The organism is Nonomuraea sp. NPDC050478 (genome assembly GCF_044458265.1).
Classification (GTDB): domain Bacteria; phylum Actinomycetota; class Actinomycetes; order Streptosporangiales; family Streptosporangiaceae; genus Nonomuraea; species Nonomuraea ferruginea.
The window spans coordinates 39,113-55,376 of record NZ_JBITHT010000002.1 but is presented as its reverse complement, the minus strand read 5'-3'; the positions used below and the strand labels follow the sequence as shown (position 1 = coordinate 55,376).

Here is a 16,264-nt window from a genome sequence, read left to right as displayed (position 1 = left end):
CGTGGAATGGCCAGCCGTCACGTCACGTCACGGGTGATCATGACCGGGCAGGGCGCGTGCTGGGCGCAGTACTCGCTGGTGGACCCGAGCAGGACGCCTTCCAGCCGGCTGCGGCCGTGGGAACCCAGGACGAGCAGGTCCGCCTCGGCGCCGAGCCTCGTCAGCACGTCGGTGGGGTGGCCCTGGACGACGAGGGGCCGGGCCTTGACCCCCGTCTCGGCCAGTTCGCGGTCCAGCGTGCGCTCGCCCCACTCCATCAGCCGGTCGGTGTCGGGCTTGACCAGTTCGACCCCGACGGAGTCCCAGTGCACGGCGTGCACGGCGTGCAGGTCGACGCCGCGCAGCGCGGCTTCCTCCGCCGCCACCCGCAGGGCGTGCCGGGCGTGCTCCGATCCGTCGACCGCGGCGATCACGTGGCTGTGCGAGTCCGACAGGCGCGGCAGGTCCGGGACGACGGTCACCGGGCACGGCGCCCGGTACAGGCAGGCCTTGCTGACCGAGCCGAGCAGCAGCCCGGCGAGCCGGTTGTGGCCCCGCGAACCGACGACGAGCAGGTCGCCGGGGGAGCAGGCGGCGATGAGGCCGGCCGAGGCACCGCCGTGGCCGAAGCGCGGTTCGGCGTAGCCCCGGATGATGTCGCCGGCCGCCCGGCGCAGGTCTTCCTCGGTCTTCTCGTCCGTCGCCGATGTCCGGTCCGGCAGGATCGTCCAGGGCTGGAGCTCGGCGCGGTGCAGGCGAGCCTGGCCGAGCGCCCACCCGAGCGCCCTGACGGAGCCCGGCGAGCCGTCGAATCCGGCGATGACGCGTTCCACGGAAATGTCCTCCTTGGCGTGGTGGAGCAGATGATCTTGCGGCGTGGTCGCTTGTCGAGGGCGGTGGGGCGCCCCATACCCCGGGTCACGCTCCGTACGCGGCTTCCTTGACCCCGTCTGCCGATCGGGTGGAAAAGGACTTTGGTCCTTCCCGAGATGACCTTCGGCCCCCGACCGGCGGCCTGAGCTCGCCCTACGTTGGTCACGTCCCTCCCGGAAGTGGAGCAACCGCCCGTGCCGACGACTCGTGCGCACCCCGGCCCCCGCCTGGCCGCCGGGCGGCTCCCCCTGCTGGGCGGGGCCGCGGTGGCGCTGGTCGCGGGCCTGTTCGGCGGAGTGGCCCTGCTGGTCGCCTGGCTGCCGGCCCCCGCGGCGTTCACCGAGCAGCACGGGCCGCTGATGGCGCTGGGCTTCCTGGGCACGCTCATCTCGCTGGAACGCGCGGTGGCGCTCCGGCGGCTCTGGGGATACGCGGCCCCCGCGCTGTCCGCGTTCGGGGCGGTCGCCCTGGCCGCCGGCGCCGAACAGGCCGGCAAGGCGGCGCTGACCGCCGCCGCGGGCTGGCTGGTGGCCGTCTACGTCGCGCTGCTGGGCCGGCGGGTGAGCCGCGAGACGCTCATGCAGCTGGCCGGCGCGCTGGCCTGGTTCGGCGGCGGCCTGCTGTGGCTGGCCGGACGGCCGATCCCGGAGCTGGTGGTCTGGTTCGCCGCCTTCCACGTGCTGACCATCGCCGCCGAACGGCTGGAGCTGGCGCACGTCGTCTTCCTGCGGCCCGGGGCGTGGGGCGGCCTGGTGGCGGCGGCCGCGCTGGTCGGCGGCGGCGCCCTCGTCTCGCTCGCCGGCCCGGCCATGGGCGCGCGGACGGCCGGGGCCGGGATGGTCCTGGTCGCCGTCTGGCTGGCCTGGCGCGACGTGGCCCGCCACACCGTCCGCGGCTCCGGCCTGCCCCGGTACGCGGCCGTGTGCCTGCTGGCCGGCTACGCCTGGCTCGGCGTGGCCGGAGTCCTGTGGGCCGCCACCGGCCTGTCGTCCGGCCGCTACCTGTACGACGCGGCCCTGCACGCGCTGTTCCTCGGCTTCGTGATGTCGATGGTCTTCGGCCACGCCCCGGTGATCCTGCCGGCGGTGCTGCGGGTGCGGCTCCCGTACCGGCCTGTTCTGTACGCGCCGCTGACGCTGCTGCACGTGGCCGTGGCCGCCCGGGTCGCCGGTGACCTGGCCGCCCTGGACGCGGTGCGCACACTCGGCGGCGTCCTGGCCGTGTTCTCCCTGCTCTTGTTCGCCGGATGCGCGGTCGCGGCGTCGCGCTCGCGGTCCGGTCACGATAAGGAGGTGCCGGCGGTGAACCCCGTCGAGATCCGTAAAGGGCCGGGTGCCCCGAGCACGCCGCCGCAGCGCCCGCGCGCGTCGTGGCACCTGCGGGCGAACGCGATCGTGGTCGGCTGGCTGGCCCTCGCCGTCGCGGTGGCGCTGGCCGGCGACGTGCTGCCGGCGCCGCGCTGGCTGCTGATCCACGTGTTCCTGCTCGGCGGGGTCTCCACCGCGATCCTCATCTGGAGCGAGCACTTCACCGTCGCGCTGCTGCGCACCAGGACCCCCGCGCAGACGGCGAGCCTCGCCCGGCTCGCGCTGCTCAACGCCGCCACGATCGCGATCCTGTACGGGGTCGCCGCCGGTCCCTGGCAGCTCGCCGCGGCCGGCGCGGGCGTGGTGGTGGTCGTGGTGCTGTGGCACGCGTACGTGCTGGTCGCGCTGCTGCGCCGGGCCCTGCCCGGCAGGTTCGGGCACGTCATCGGCTGGTACGTGAGCGCGGCCGGCGCGCTGGCGGCCGGTGGCGTGCTCGGCGGGCTGCTGGCCGCGCACGTCCCGCACGCCGATGCCCACGAGCGCATGCAGGCCGCGCACGCCGAGGTGAACCTGCTCGGCTGGGTGGGGCTGACCGTGCTCGGCACGCTGTTCACGCTGTGGCCGACCGTGCTGCGCACCCGCATGCCAGGCCGGACCCGCCGGGCATCCAGGATCGGGCTGTGGCTGGCCGCCCCAGGTCTGGCGGTGACCGTGGCCGGGCTGCTCACCGGCTGGCGGTGGGCCGCGCTCGCCGGGCTGGCCGCCTACGCGGCCGGCACCGTGGCGGCGCTGGCACCGCTGGCCGAGGCGGTGCGCCGGCGGCGCCCGCACACCGGGGCGGCCTGGACGATGGGAGCGGGCGTCGTCTGGTTCGGGATCGCGCTGGTCGCGAACCTGGCGATCGTGGCCACTCGCCCGGCCGCCGAGGTCACCGCCGGGCTGGATCCGCTGCTGCCGCTGGTGCTCGCCGGGTTCGTCGCCCAGGTGCTGCTCGGCTCGCTGCTGCACCTGCTCCCTGCGGTGCTGGGCGGCGGCCCGGCCCGTTTCAAGGAGAACGCGGCGCTGCTGGAGCGCGGCTGGGCGGTGCGGCTGGCGGCCTTCAACCTCGGGGTGCCGCTGCTGGCGCTGCCGGTGCCCGCGCCCCTGCGCCTGCTCGGCTGGGCACTCGTGCTCGCCGCGACCGCCGCGTTCGTGACCCTGGCCACGATCGCCCTGACCCGTTCCCGAGCGCTCGGGCGTACGCGCCCCGCAGCCGAGAAGACAACCGTCACGACGCCAGGCCACGGCCCCACCGGCGGCGGTGCGATGCCCCTCATCGGACCCGGCGGTGGCGTGATGAGCCCCATTGGACCCAGCGGCGCGACGGCCCTCATTGGACCCAGCGGCGCGACGCCCCTCATGGGACCCGGCGGCGGCGCGACGACCCGCCCCGGACCCGGCGGCGGCGCGATCGCAGGAGGCGCTTCCGCCGACGGCGCGTCCCGCAGCGCCTCTGCTGGCGACGCGTCTCGCGGCGCCTCCATCGGTGGCGCGACGGCCGCCGACGCCGCCCCAGGCGCCGCCCCAGGCGCCGCCGCAGGCGCCAGCGGCGGTGACGGTGATGGTGATGGGACTGGTGGTGGGTGGCTGCGGGCTTGGCCCGGGTTGGCCGGGGTGGTGGCGGGGATTCTGCTGACGGCGGCGGCGGTCGTGGTGTCGACGACCGGTGGTGAAGGGACGGCGGAAAGGGTCACCGCTACGGGGGCGCGGACGGTCGAGGTGACCCTGGCCGGGATGAGCATCAGGCCCTCGGTGATCGAGGCCGCGCCCGGCACCGTGCTGACGCTGCGCGTCACCAACACCGACGCCCAGCGGCACGACCTGCGGTTGGCCACCGGCGAGCGCACCCCGCTGCTGGGCCGCGGCGAGAGCGCCACGCTCACGCTGCCGCCCCTGGCGGAGGCGGTCGACGGCTGGTGCACCGTGGCCGGGCACCGCGCCGCGGGCATGACCATGCGCGTCGTCCCCGCCGGCACCGCGCACGGCGGCCACGCCACCGGCGGCGACACCGGCGGCGACACCGCGGCCCCCGCCCGCCTCGACCTGTCCGCGCCCATGTCACCGGAATGGACCCCGCACGACGCGACGCTCAAGCCCGCGCCGGGAGGCGTGGAGCACCAGGTCGAGATCCGCGTGGACGACCAGGCCGTCCAGGAGGTCGCGCCCGGCGTGCGGCAGCGCGTGTGGACGTTCAACGGCAAGGTCCCTGGCCCGGTGCTGCGCGGCAAGGTCGGCGACACCTTCACGGTCACGTTCGTGAACGGCGGCACGATGGGCCACGGCATCGACTTCCACGCCGGGGCGAACGCGCCGGACGAGGTCATGCGCACCATCGAGCCGGGCGAACGCCTCACCTACCGCTTCCGCGCCGGGCACGCCGGAGCCTGGCTGTACCACTGCTCGACCATGCCGATGACGCAGCACATCGCCAACGGCATGTACGGCGCGGTGGTCATCGATCCGCCGGAGCTGCCGGAGGTGGACCGCGAGTACCTCCTGGTGCAGGGCGAGCTCCACCTCGGCGAGCCGGGCAGCGACGCCCAGGTGGCCAAGATCCGCGAGGGACGTCCCGACGGCTGGATGTTCAACGGCACCGCCGCCGGGTACGACCACGCGCCGCTCGCGGCGAAGGCCGGGGAGCGGGTGCGGATCTGGGCCGTCGCTGCCGGTCCCAGCTCGGGCACGGCACTGCACGTCGTGGGGGCGCCGTTCGACACGATCTACAAGGAAGGCGCGTACCGGCTGCGGAAGGACGACGCGGGCGGCGCGCAGGTGCTGGATCTGGCCCCCGCCCAGGGCGGCTTCGCCGAGCTGGTCTTCCCGGAGGCGGGCACGTACCCGGTCGTGGACCACACGATGCGGCAGGCGGAGGCCGGCGCGCACGGCCTGTTCAAGGTGAGCGCCCGCTGACCAGGGCCACGCCCGCCCCGCACCCCACTGCTGCCCACGTCGTGGGCGCCCCAGCGGCGGCGGAAGTCGTCGCCGAGGGTGGACAGTTCGCCGACCAGGTCGAAGCTGCCGCCGGCGCCGTCGAGGAAGGTGAAACGGGCGAAAGAGGTGAGGAATTCGCGCACTTAGGATGGCCGGGTGTTCGCTCAGGCCGCGGTCGAATCCGGCGAGCGTCACTCCGGGGGATGCCGGTCGTGCTGTGGCTCGGCTACCAGGCTGTGAACTTGATTTACATGCTGCCGTCGCGGCAGTTCGCCGTGAAGTTGCCGCGGCTGACGGACGCGACCGGCTTGGACAGGCTCGCCGAGGCGGGCGAACGGGTCACGGTCCGGATCGAGCCGGCCGCGACCGGCTCTTGACCACCGGGGCGGCCCTCGTGGCGCTCTGGCCGAGGTGGCCGGGCCTTATGGTCAGGGGCGGCCGATGCGGACCTTCCAGACAGTCGGGCCCGACTCGAGGTACTCCCAGGTGAACTCGCCCGGGTGCTCGGCGGCGAACTGGTAGTAGAGAGGTTTCGGGTCATGGTCGTTGACCAGCACGAACGCCGTACGCGCGGTCAGTTCGCCGAACGTGGCGAAGATCTGCTCGTGGCGCTGCGCCGGGACCAGCCGGCGCACGTCGAGCTCCGGCGACTCGGCCGGGGCCCGCTCCTCCTCGACGGCCTCGACGGTGTCCGGCTCGCCGCCGAGGACCTCCTGCATGCCCTTGAGCAGGGCGGCGAGGTCGACTCCCGCGTCCGCCAGCGCGGGCAGCAGGATCTCGTTCTCCTTCTCCACGTGGCTCTGGAAGACGGCGTTCAGCGCCGTGGCGGCGGCGGAGATCTCTCCCGGGGAGCCGGCCGAGGCGAGGTCGCCGACCAGCTCGCGCAGCGTCAGGTGCTCGTCGTGCATCGCCCGCACCAGCAGCCTGGTCCTGGGCAGGTCGGCGGCGACGCGGTACACCGTCTCCTCCTCCGCCATGGCGTGCGGGAGCACCTCCTGGTTGCAGAAGTCGACCAGCACCCCGCGCCGGGCCGCGGGCGACGCCAGACGGTCGATCGAGCGGCTGATGGTGAGCGCGTGGTCGGACATGGTCCGGCCGAGCTGGTCGTGGTGGGCGCGGATCGTCGCCAGCACACCGTCCTGAGTGCCGCGGTCCGTGGATGCGGTCATGGGTTCAGCCTTTCTGTCGGGTGAGCAACGGGGCGCGGCCGCGCGTACTCGGCATGCTGAAACGCTAGGCCGCGGTTCCGGCCGGTGTCACCGGCTACAAGTCACCGGCCGGGCGGGCACTAGGACCCCGGTTTCCGGGCCCTTCGCCTCTGGCGGGCGACGGCTCACGTGGCCTGCAGGTCACGCATTCCCGGCTCCTCGGTCAACCGGCCGGCCTGCACCCAGTACCAGCCGAGCGAGGCGGTGAACCGCTCGGTCAGCCGCGTGTCGCCCAGGCTCATGGCGGCATCCAGCGCGCCGCGCAGGTTGGCGGCCTCGGCGTCCAGCCGCCGGATCCAGCGGTGCCGCGCGGGCCCGCTCCGGTACGACTCCGCGCACTCGGCGAGCTGGGTGTAGTAGGTGGCGTACCAGCTCAGGACGCGGTCGTGCTCGCCTGCCTCGCGCAGGCGCTCCAGCCCGTACGCGGCCACGGACTCCAGCAACCGGTACCTGTCGCCCGACCGTACGATCAGCGACCGGTCCACCAGCCGGGCCAGCAGGTCGGCGACGTCGTCCGGCGCGAGGTCCGACCCGCGGGCGGGCGGCGCTCCCTCGATCGGCAGAGGCACGGCGCAGACCCGTTCGGCGGCCTCCAGCGTGCAGCCGCCCACCTGGACGGCCAGGCGGCGCAGCACCACGCGTTCGGGCTCGGTGAGCAGCTCCCAGCTCCAGTCGAGTGCCGCCCTGAGGGTCCGCTGGTGGGCGGGGCCGGTCCGGCGTCCCGCCGACAGCAGCCGGAAGCGGTCGTCCAGCCGCGCCGCCAGGGCCGCCACGCCCAGCGAACGCGTCCGGGCGGCGGCCAGCTCCAGCGCCAGCGGGATGCCGTCGAGGCGGCGGCAGATCACCTCGGCGGCGTCGGCGTCCGCGGCCGTCAGCGCGAAACCCGGCTGCGCGTCGGCGGCCCGGGCGGCGAACAGCCGCATCGCCGCCCATACGTCCAGCGGCGGCACCTCCCGCACCACCTCGCCGGTCACCCCCAGAGGCTCCCGGCTGGTGGCGATCACACACAGCCCGGACCCACCGCGCAGCAGCCGCTCCACAAGCTCGGCCACCGCCTCCACCACATGCTCGCAGTTGTCGAGCACCAGCAGAGCCCGTCGATCGCCGAAGACCGCGGCGATCGACTCCCCCATTCCGCCGGGCACCCCCGGCACGGTCGCGCCCGCGCCGCCGCTGATCACTCCGCGCGTTGTCCCGTCGGCTTCGCCGTCGCCGGTCATGCCGGGTGCCGCCCCCGCGCCGCCGTCGTCGCGTACCCCAAGTGTCGTCGCGATGGTTTCGGCCACGTCCGGGCCCGCGGTGACCGATGACAGCTCCACCAGGTGCGCGCCGCCGGGGAAGTCGCCGGCGAGCCGGTGGGCGGCTGCCAGGGCGAGGCGGCTCTTGCCGACGCCGGCCGTGCCGGTGAGCGTCACGAGCCGGGTCGTGGGTGGCAGCGCGGCCAGTTCGTCGAGGGCCTCGTCGCGGCCCACGAGCTCGGTGAGCGGTTCGGGCAGCCGGGTGGGGGCGGGCGCCGGGACGACCGCCGGGCGGCGCAGGCCGGGGCTCTGCTCCAGGATCGCCTGGTGGAGAGCGGCGAGCTCGGGGCCGGGGTCGAGGCCCAACTCGTCGCGGACGCGCTCACGCAGGGACCGGTAGACCTCCAGCGCCTCGGCCTGCCGTCCCGAACGGTAGAGGGCGCGCATGAGCAGGCCGTGGAAGCGTTCCCTCGTGGGGTGCTGAGCGGCGAGTTCGGCCAGCTCGCCGATCTGGGACGAGTCCTGCCCGAGAGCCAGCCGTACGTCGGCGTAGTCCTCCAGAGCCGTCAGCCGCTGCTCCTCCAGCCGGGCCGCGGCCCCCCGCACGAGCGGTTCGCCGGGGAAGCCGGCGAAGGCCGGGCCGCGCCACCATGACAGCGCCTCGGCCAGCAGGGCGGCTCTCTCCCGGGGGTCCCTGGAGGCCCCGGCCCGGCCGGCGGCCTCGCGGAAGCGGCGGGCGTCGGTGTCGCCGTCGACAAGGTAGCCGGGCGACCGCGTGACGATCAGCTCCCTGGCACCCGGCTCCGCCTCGTCCAGCGCCCTGCGCAGCTGCGACGCCTTGGCGCGCAGCGCGCCCAGCGGGTTGCCCGGCGGCTCCGGCCCCCACAGGTTCCCGATCAGCCGGTCGGCGGCCACGACCTGCCCGTCTCCGGCGAGCAGGCAGGCCAGGAGCGCCCGTACCTTGAGCTCGGGCACGCGCACGGCACGCCCGTCGTCGGCGATCACCTCGAGCGGCCCGAGTACGGCGAAGCGCATGGATCTCACCCTAAGCAGTTCCGAACAGGACCCGAACGTCCGCCCTCCAGGCTGATCGCATGACGACCACCACGACTTCCCCCAGGACCGGGGCGCGGGCGTGGCTGGGGCTGCTCGTGCTCGCCCTGGCCACGCTCCTGCTCGCCGTGGACAACACGGTGCTGATGCTCGCGCTGCCTCACCTGGCCGCCGACCTGAACCCCAGCGCCACCGAGCTGCTGTGGATCACCGACGTGTACGGGTTCATGATCGCCGGATTCATCATCACCATGGGCTCGATCGGTGACCGGATCGGCCGCCGCAGGCTGCTGCTGATCGGTGCGGCCGCGTTCGCCGCCGCCTCGCTCGTGGCCGCGTACTCCACCACGACCGTGATGCTGATCGGCGCCCGCGTGCTGCTGGGGATCGCGGGCGCCACGATCGGGCCGTCCGCGCTGGCGCTGGTGGCCGGGCTGTTCGCCGACGCCAGGCGGCGCGCCCTGGCCATCGGCGTGTTCACCGCCTGCTTCATGGGCGGCGCGGCGGCCGGGCCGGTGATCGGCGGGGTGCTCCTGGAGCACTTCTGGTGGGGTTCGGTGTTCCTGATGGGGGTGCCGATCATGGTGGCCGTCCTGGTGGGCGGTCTGGTCCTGCTGCCGGAGACCAGGGCCGAGGGCTCCGGCAGGCTCGACCTGGCGAGCGTGGCGATGTCGCTGGCCGCGATCCTGCCGCTCGTCCACGGACTGAAGGAGCTGGCCGACGACCCGGGGCAGCCGGTGGCGTACGCGGCCCTCGGCGTCGGGCTGGCGTTCGGCTGGGCGTTCGTCCGGCGGCAGCGCCGGCTGGCGGAGCCGCTGGTGGACCTGCGCCTGTTCGGCGACCGCTCGTTCAGCGCGGCCCTGCTGATCCTGGCGCTGGCCATGGTGCTGCAGGGCGGCGTCTACCTGTTCGTGAGCCAGCACCTGCAGCTCGTCGAGGGCCTCTCGCCGCTGGCCGCGGGCCTGTGGATGGCCGTACCCGCTCTCGGCCTGGTCGCGGGCTCGCTCGCGGCGCCGCTCGTCGCGGGCGTGTTCCGGCCGGGCCTCGTCGTCGGGGCCGGGCTGGTGATGTCCGCCGCCGGGTTCGCCGTCGTCGTGGCGGGCGACGGCCTCGGCACACTGATCGCGGGTGTCACGATCGCCTTCCTCGGCATGGCGCCCGTGGGCGCGCTGGGGCTCGGCCTCATCGTCGGAGCGGCGCCGCCGGAGCGGTCCGGGTCCGCGTCGGCGATGGCCGAGTGCGGCGGTGAGCTGGGCATCGCGCTCGGCATCGCGCTGCTCGGCAGCGTCGGCACCGCCGTCTACGGTGGCACGGTCACCTCGCCGCACGCGGGCGGCTCGCTGGGCGAGGCGCTGACCGCCGCCGCCGCGCTGCCGCAGGGGCAGGCCGCGGACCTGGTGGCGGAGGCGCAGGCCGCCTTCACCCAGGGGCTGCTCGTCGTCACGGCCCTGAGCGGGGTGCTCGTGCTCGGCCTGGCCGTGACCGCCATGACCTTGCTGAGGCATCTCCGCCCGATCGGCGGGGACCGGTAAGCACCGCCGCCGGAAGCGGGATGACGGCCCGCCGGGACGAGGGGCGAAGGTCCGTCCCATCGTGGGACCGTGGCCTCTGACCCACGAGCCGGGATCGCCGGACGATGAGGGCATGAGAATCGGAATCAACGGGTTCGGCAGGATCGGCCGCGCCATCCTGCGCTACAGCACCGACCCGCTCGTCTCCCGCGACATCATCGGCGATGCCGCCCCCTGCGTGGTCGACTCCGGTCTCACCCGGTCCGGCGGCGACCTGGTCAAGGTCTTGGGCTGCTACGACAACGCATGGGGCTGTGCCGACCGGCTCGTGGAGATGGCCCAGCGGATGGAGGAGCCGGCATGTCAGCGGTGATGGTCGAGGGACTGCGCAAACAGTACGGGACGGTGAAGGCCGTCGACGGGGTGAGCTTCACCGTCGAACGGGGAGAGGTGTTCGCGCTGCTCGGACCGAACGGCGCGGGCAAGACCACCACGGTGGAGATCCTGGAAGGGCACCGCGGGCGCGACGCCGGTCACGTGTCGGTGCTGGGCTTCGATCCGGCCACCGGCGGCCGGGCCTACCGCGAGCACATCGGGATCGTCCTGCAGGAGGCCGGCTTCGAGGAGGAGTTCTCCGTCTTCGAGCTGGTGCGGCTGTACGCAGGCTTCTACCCGCGCCCACGCGATCCTGACGAGGTTGTCGAGCAGGTCGGGCTTCAGGACAAGCGCGACGCCCGCGTGCGGACGCTGTCCGGTGGGCAGCGGCGCCGGCTGGACCTGGCGCTCGGCCTGGTCGGGCGCCCGGACGTGCTGTTCCTGGACGAGCCGACCACCGGCTTCGACCCGTCGGCCCGCCATCACGCGTGGGAACTGATCGACGGCCTGCGTTCGCTCGGCACGACGATCCTGCTCACCACCCACTACATGGACGAGGCCCAGCACCTCGCCGACAGGGTCGCGGTGCTGCGCGCGGGCCGGTTGGCCGCCTGCGGCGCGCCGGACACCCTCATCGCGGCCGAGCGGGCCAGCGTGCTGTCCTTCCTCCTGCCCGAGGGCACAGCCGCAGCCGACCTGCCACCGCTCACCGGCCGCGTCGAGGTGCGTGGCGCGGCGGTGTCGGTCGAGACCGCGCGGCCCGCCCACGACCTGCACGCGCTGACCGGCTGGTCGCTGGAGCGCGGCACCGAACTGACCTCGCTGACCCTGTCCCGGCCGTCGCTGGAGGACGTCTATCTCGACTTAGTCGGCGAGGCGCCATCATGATCGGGCGGCTGGTCCGGCACGAGACCCTCTCCTTCGTCCGCACCCCGATGGCGGCGTTCTTCACCGTCGCGATGCCCCTGCTGATGACGGTGATCGTCGGGGCGGCGGTGGGGAACCAGGTCGTCCAGCCCGGTACGGACGTGCGCGTCATGCAGTTCGTGATCCCCGTCATGGCCGTGTTCGGCGTCGCCCAGGGTTGCTTCGGCGCGCTCGCCATCCGCCTGGCGGATCTGCGTGACCGCGGCTGGCTCAAGCGGCTGCACGGCACGCCGGTGCCGGCCTCGGCGGTGCTCTCGGGGCTGACAGGGGCGTCGCTGGCGGTCGCGGCCACGACGGTGGCCGTGCTGCTCACCGTCGGCGGACTCTTCTACGGCACTCAGATGGTCTGGCGCACGCTGCCCGCTCTGCTGCTCACCCTGCTGCTCGGGGCGGCCTGCTTCACCGCGCTCGGCTTCGCGATGGTGGCGCTGCTGCGCAACGCGGCGGCGGTGCAGTTACTCGGCACCGGCCTGTTGCTGGCGCTGGCGTTCATCTCCGACGTCATCCTCGTCGGCGCCCGGCTGCCCGCCTGGCTGGACGTCGTGGGCTGGGTCTTCCCCTTGCGGCACTTCGCGCACGCCGTCCGCGACGCCATGAACCCGTTGCTCACCGGAGCGGGCTTCCAGGCCGGCCACCTGGCGGTGCTGGCGGCATGGGGTGCCGGCGGCGCCGTGGCGGCCGTCTGGCGCTTCCGCTGGGAACGGCCCCAGGCCCAGGCCCAGACCGCGAGGGCGGCGCGGAACCGGCGTCCCCTGCGGCAGGGGCGCCCCGCGCGATGGCGGCTGGTGACCGATCAGGTCACGCACGCGCTGGTCCGGTTGCGCAGGGACCTGTCCACGGCGTTCTTCACGGTGATCCTGCCGGTCCTGCTGCTCGCGCTGATCTCACTGATCTTCGCCGGCGCCCGGGTCTCGGGGGTGCGGCTGCCGGTGTTCATGCTCGCCGCGATGATCACCTACACGGTGGGCGTGGCCTCGTATGTGAACATTCCCGACGCGATCGCCGGCGATCGCGAGCGCGGCGTGCTCAAACGGCTGGCCGGCACCCCGCTGCCGCGCTGGGCCTACCACACCGGCCACCTCGCCACCGCACTGCTGGTCACCACGGCCACCACCGTCCTGCTGGCGCTGGTGGCCGCGCTCGGCCACGGCGTCAGGATCGGGCCCGGCGCGCTCGCCGGCATGCTCGCCGCGATCGTCCTCGGCACGGCGTGCTTCACCGTGCTCGGAGCCCTCGTGGTGGCGTTCGCGAGCAGGCAGCAGACCGTCAACGCCATCACCCTCGGCACGTTCCTCCCCCTGGCCTTCGTGTCCGACGTCTTCGTCATCGGGGGCGAACTCCCCGGCGCGCTGCGCATCGCCGGGGACGTCTTCCCGCTCAAGCACGTGTCGCACACGGTGCTCGCCGCGCTGGCGGGACGGCCGTGGCCGTGGACGGACCTCGCCATGGTGACGTTCTGGACCCTGGGCGGGATGGCGGCCCTCGCCGTCGTGGAAGCCCGGCGCAGGACGGGCGGACGGCTCCAGCCGCCATGATCGCCGCAGGGGGCCCGCCTCACGGCTCCAGCGACTCCGGGACGGAGTCGGACGGGCCGTAGGGCCGCTGCGTGTGGCCACCGGCGTCGTAGATCTTCACCCACTTGACGGAGGGGAACTGCTTGAGCGTCGGCCTGATCTGGTCGGCGACCGTGAACGTCGACCCTCCGCTGGTGAGACGGCCGGTCAGGTAGACCCTGGCGACTCCGTTCTTCACGGTGAGCCTGCTGAAGCCGGTGGCCCTGGAGCTGACGAAGCGCAGCCCGTGCGCCTTCTCCGCCTGGGTGGGACCGGCGAACAGCCGCTGCAGCGCGCCGTGGGCGGTGGCGGGTGGAATCACCGGCCGCCGTACGCCGGTGGTGTGCGGCTCCCGTCCGGTCTCGTACCTGGCGGTGTCGAGGAAGTGGGCACGTACCGGCACCGTCCGATGGGGCGTGGCGATGTCGATGACGACCCGGCTCGGCCGGGTGAGCGTGTAGACCCGGTAGGGCGCGCGCCAGGCCAGCCCCGCGCCGAAGGTTAAGGCGGCCTCGAAGTCGCCGGTGTTGACGACCTGGATGAGGCCGGGCAGCGCGTACGTCCGGCTGGCCGGGCCGTAGGTGACCTTGCCGTTACGGTCGTGGCCGTCGGCCCCGGCGAAGCGGATCCGCAGCAGCGCGCTGCCCACCGCGTTCACCCGCCGGCCGGAGCCGTCGGCGATCAGCTTGGACACGTAGCGGACGTCCCGCTGGTCGGGCACCCGCCCGCGGAACTCGAAGACCAGCCGGTCCAGGCCGTTGTGGTGCGCGGCCCGGATCCCGACGAGCGTGGGCGTGGCCTGCTGGACGGCCTGCGCCGGTACGGCGAGCAGGCCCGTGGTGGTGGCCACCATCGTGGTGGCGATGAGGGAACGAATCGGGAGCATGTCGATCATCTTCTTCCCTGTGAGTGCTCCTGATCCCAGGGTGGACCCTCCGGCCGTCCCGCGACACCGGCGAACGTCCCCGCTCCCCAGGCCTTTCGGCGCGCGCCCGTCATGGTGCCGGAACTCCCGTACGAGGTCCGCGCCGCGGACCTCGTACGGGACTGCGCACGCCTCAGGCGTCGCGGGACAGGACGATCTTCAGCGCCCCGCTGCCCGCCGGGTCGGAGAACGTCTGGTATGCGGCCTCCATGTCGTGCAGGGCGTAGCGGTGGGTGACGAACACGGTCGGGTCGAGCCGGCCGGCGGCGACCATGTCGAGCAGGGCCGGGGTGGAGTAGGTGTCGACGAGGCCGGTGGTGATGGTCAGGTTGCGGATCCACAGGTCTTCGAGGTGCAGGGTGACCGGCGCGCCGTGGACGCCGACGTTGGCGAGGTGCGCGCCGGGGCGGACGAGGCGGGTGCAGAGCTCGAAGGTCTCCGGGATGCCGACCGCCTCGATGGCGACGTCGGCGCCCAGGCCGCCGGTCAGCTCGGCGACCGCGGCCTCGGGGTCGTCCCCGGAGCCCACGAGAAGGTCCGCGCCGAGTCTCTTGGCCGCCTCCAGCCGGGTCGCGGCGGGGTCGACGGCGATGATGTGGCCGGGTGTGAACAGCCGCGCGGTCGTGATGGCGGCCAGGCCGATCGGTCCGGCGCCGACCACGACCACGGTGTCGCCGGGCCGGACCCGGCCGTTGAGCACGCCGACCTCGTAGGAGGTGGGCAGGATGTCGGCGAGCATGAGCGCCGCCTCGTCGGTCACGGCCTCGGGCAGCAGGTGGGTGGAGGTGTCGGCGTACGGCACGCGGACGTACTCGGCCTGGGTGCCGTCGATGCGGTGGCCGAGGATCCAGCCGCCGCCGCCCAGGCACTGTCCGTACATGCCGGTGCGGCAGTAGCGGCAGCGGCCGCACGCCGTGATGCAGGAGACCAGGACCCGGTCGCCCTGCTCGACGCCGGTGACCGCGCTGCCGGCCGCCACGACGGTGCCGACGGCTTCGTGGCCGAGGACTCTGCCCGGCTCGACCGCGGGCACGTCGCCCTTGAGTATGTGCAGGTCGGTGCCGCAGATCGTGACGGCGTCCACCCGTACGATCGCGTCCGTCGGGGAGGTGAGCTGCGGGTCGGGGACCTCTTCCCAGGTGCGCCGGCCCGGCTCGTGATAGGTCATCGCCTTCATAGGAGCCTCCTTGTCCTTCCTGCCACGCTCCCGGCCGCGGGCGGGCGGGAGTAGGGGCGAAGGTCCCGCCGGGCGATACCCTTCGCCGGGAGAACGGGTCAGCGCGCCGGAAGTCCAGCGCGGCCACCACCGAGCGGGCCTGTTCGTAACCGGTGGCGAGCAGGAAGGCGGGGGCGCGACCGTAGCTCTTCATGCCGATGGCGTAGGAGCCGGGCTCCGGATGGGTCAGCTCGTCCACGCCGTGCGGGCGTACGGTGCCGCAGGAGTGGTCGTCGGGGTCGATGAGCGGGGCCGGCAGGCGGGTGGTGCCCAGGATCGGGTCCAGGTCCAGGCGGAGTCCGGCGGCGATGGCGTGGTGCCGGTGGCCGCGACGACACGGTGCGCGGCGAGCCGCCGTTCCGAGCCGCCGGCCTGCCGGGAGACCAGTTCGACGCCGGTTCCGCCCGGTCGTACGCGCACGGCTCGAATCTTGACGTTCGCGGCCGGTCCACCGATGTTGTCCGGCGGTACCGGTAAGGAAACGGTAAGGGGCCGGCGGCAGCCTGGAATCAGCAGGTGAGCGGCACACCGGGCCGCGCACGCTGACCAAGGAGTGAGACCATGCGCAAGCTCATCGAGTCGACGTTCGTGTCGCTGGACGGCATCATCGACGACACCCGCCCCTCCACCGCGTCACGGGCCGAGCCCCAGCACTGGGGCCACCCGTACTGGGACGACGAGCACCACGGTTACGTCACGAACCTGTCCGCCTCGGCGGACGCCATGCTGCTGGGCCGGGTGACCTACGAGGGATTCGCCGAGGCGTGGTCGGCGCAGGACGGCCCGCAGGCCGAGGCGATGAACAAGATGCCGAAGTACGTGGCCTCGCGCACCCTGACCGAGACCACCTGGAACGCCACCCTCATCAGGGGCGACGTGGCCGAGGAGGTCGCGAAGCTGAAGGAGCAGCCCGGACAGAACATCATCAAGTGGGGCACCGGAGAGCTGGACCGCACGCTGGTGGAGCACGGCCTGGTCGACGAGTTCCACTTCTGGTACTTCCCGGTCGTCGTCGGGGCAGGCAAGCACCTGTTCGAGGGCGCGGGGTTCGACACGACCCACCTCAAGCTGGCCGAGGTGAACCGGTTCGGCTCGGGGATCGTCGTCCACGTCTACGTCCCCAAGTAGG

13 protein-coding genes are annotated in these 16,264 nt (G+C 73.7%); 7 read left to right on the top strand and 6 right to left on the bottom strand.

Going from position 1 to position 16,264, the window contains the following annotated elements; genetic code table 11:
• Positions 1 to 17: 17 nt before the first annotated feature.
• Complete coding sequence (locus ACIBF7_RS08280; RefSeq protein ID WP_397196746.1) at positions 18 to 812, bottom strand: universal stress protein; 795 nt, start codon at positions 810 to 812, stop codon at positions 18 to 20.
• Between the two features lie 234 nt (positions 813 to 1,046).
• On the opposite strand from ACIBF7_RS08280, the gene ACIBF7_RS08275 reads away from it, so the two are divergent.
• Both ACIBF7_RS08275 and ACIBF7_RS08270 read left to right on the top strand, forming a co-directional pair.
• Positions 1,047 to 5,108 (top strand): multicopper oxidase domain-containing protein, encoded by a 4,062-nt coding sequence (locus tag ACIBF7_RS08275; RefSeq protein ID WP_397196745.1) that lies wholly within the window; start codon positions 1,047 to 1,049, stop codon positions 5,106 to 5,108.
• A 224-nt stretch (positions 5,109 to 5,332) separates the two neighbouring features.
• Positions 5,333 to 5,506, top strand: coding sequence for a hypothetical protein (locus ACIBF7_RS08270; RefSeq protein WP_397196744.1), 174 nt, complete (start codon positions 5,333 to 5,335; stop codon positions 5,504 to 5,506).
• Positions 5,507 to 5,557: 51 nt separating this feature from the next.
• Here ACIBF7_RS08270 and ACIBF7_RS08265 read toward each other — a convergent pair whose 3' ends face one another.
• Positions 5,558 to 6,298 carry a DUF2249 domain-containing protein gene (locus tag ACIBF7_RS08265; RefSeq protein WP_148031814.1) on the bottom strand — a complete coding sequence of 247 codons (741 nt, stop codon included), beginning with the start codon at positions 6,296 to 6,298 and terminating at the stop codon, positions 5,558 to 5,560.
• Positions 6,299 to 6,462: 164 nt separating this feature from the next.
• A complete protein-coding gene (locus ACIBF7_RS08260; protein ID WP_397196743.1) occupies positions 6,463 to 8,610 on the bottom strand; it encodes a BTAD domain-containing putative transcriptional regulator in 2,148 nt (715 codons plus the stop codon).
• A 59-nt stretch (positions 8,611 to 8,669) separates the two neighbouring features.
• Between ACIBF7_RS08260 and ACIBF7_RS08255 the strand changes: the two genes are divergently transcribed.
• From ACIBF7_RS08255 to ACIBF7_RS08240, 4 genes are all read left to right on the top strand, one after another.
• Positions 8,670 to 10,160 (top strand): MFS transporter, encoded by a 1,491-nt coding sequence (locus tag ACIBF7_RS08255; protein ID WP_397196742.1) that lies wholly within the window; start codon positions 8,670 to 8,672, stop codon positions 10,158 to 10,160.
• A 112-nt stretch (positions 10,161 to 10,272) separates the two neighbouring features.
• Complete coding sequence (locus ACIBF7_RS08250) at positions 10,273 to 10,512, top strand: hypothetical protein (RefSeq protein ID WP_397196741.1); 240 nt, start codon at positions 10,273 to 10,275, stop codon at positions 10,510 to 10,512.
• Positions 10,500 to 11,402, top strand: coding sequence for an ABC transporter ATP-binding protein (locus tag ACIBF7_RS08245; protein WP_271279410.1), 903 nt, complete (start codon positions 10,500 to 10,502; stop codon positions 11,400 to 11,402). The genes ACIBF7_RS08250 and ACIBF7_RS08245 overlap by 13 nt, the downstream gene beginning before the upstream one ends.
• Positions 11,399 to 12,976: an ABC transporter permease gene (locus ACIBF7_RS08240; RefSeq protein WP_397196740.1), complete on the top strand. Its 1,578-nt coding sequence runs from the start codon at positions 11,399 to 11,401 to the stop codon at positions 12,974 to 12,976. Before ACIBF7_RS08245 ends, ACIBF7_RS08240 begins: the two co-directional genes overlap by 4 nt.
• Positions 12,977 to 12,995: 19 nt before the next feature.
• Here ACIBF7_RS08240 and ACIBF7_RS08235 read toward each other — a convergent pair whose 3' ends face one another.
• The 3 genes from ACIBF7_RS08235 to ACIBF7_RS08225 all read right to left on the bottom strand — a co-directional run bounded on the left by ACIBF7_RS08235 (position 12,996) and on the right by ACIBF7_RS08225 (position 15,555).
• Positions 12,996 to 13,880: a GerMN domain-containing protein gene (locus ACIBF7_RS08235; RefSeq protein WP_148031809.1), complete on the bottom strand. Its 885-nt coding sequence runs from the start codon at positions 13,878 to 13,880 to the stop codon at positions 12,996 to 12,998.
• A 172-nt stretch (positions 13,881 to 14,052) separates the two neighbouring features.
• The gene (locus ACIBF7_RS08230; RefSeq protein ID WP_397196739.1) at positions 14,053 to 15,096 is read right to left on the bottom strand and encodes a zinc-dependent alcohol dehydrogenase family protein; all 1,044 of its coding nucleotides are present in this window, start codon (positions 15,094 to 15,096) and stop codon (positions 14,053 to 14,055) included.
• Positions 15,097 to 15,321: 225 nt separating this feature from the next.
• Positions 15,322 to 15,555 (bottom strand): hypothetical protein, encoded by a 234-nt coding sequence (locus ACIBF7_RS08225; RefSeq protein WP_397196738.1) that lies wholly within the window; start codon positions 15,553 to 15,555, stop codon positions 15,322 to 15,324.
• A 141-nt stretch (positions 15,556 to 15,696) separates the two neighbouring features.
• Here ACIBF7_RS08225 and ACIBF7_RS08220 point away from each other — a divergent pair, with 141 nt between their 5' ends.
• Positions 15,697 to 16,263, top strand: a complete 567-nt coding sequence (locus ACIBF7_RS08220) for a dihydrofolate reductase family protein (RefSeq protein WP_148031807.1) — start codon at positions 15,697 to 15,699, stop codon at positions 16,261 to 16,263.
• The last annotated feature ends 1 nt before the right edge of the window (position 16,264 follow it).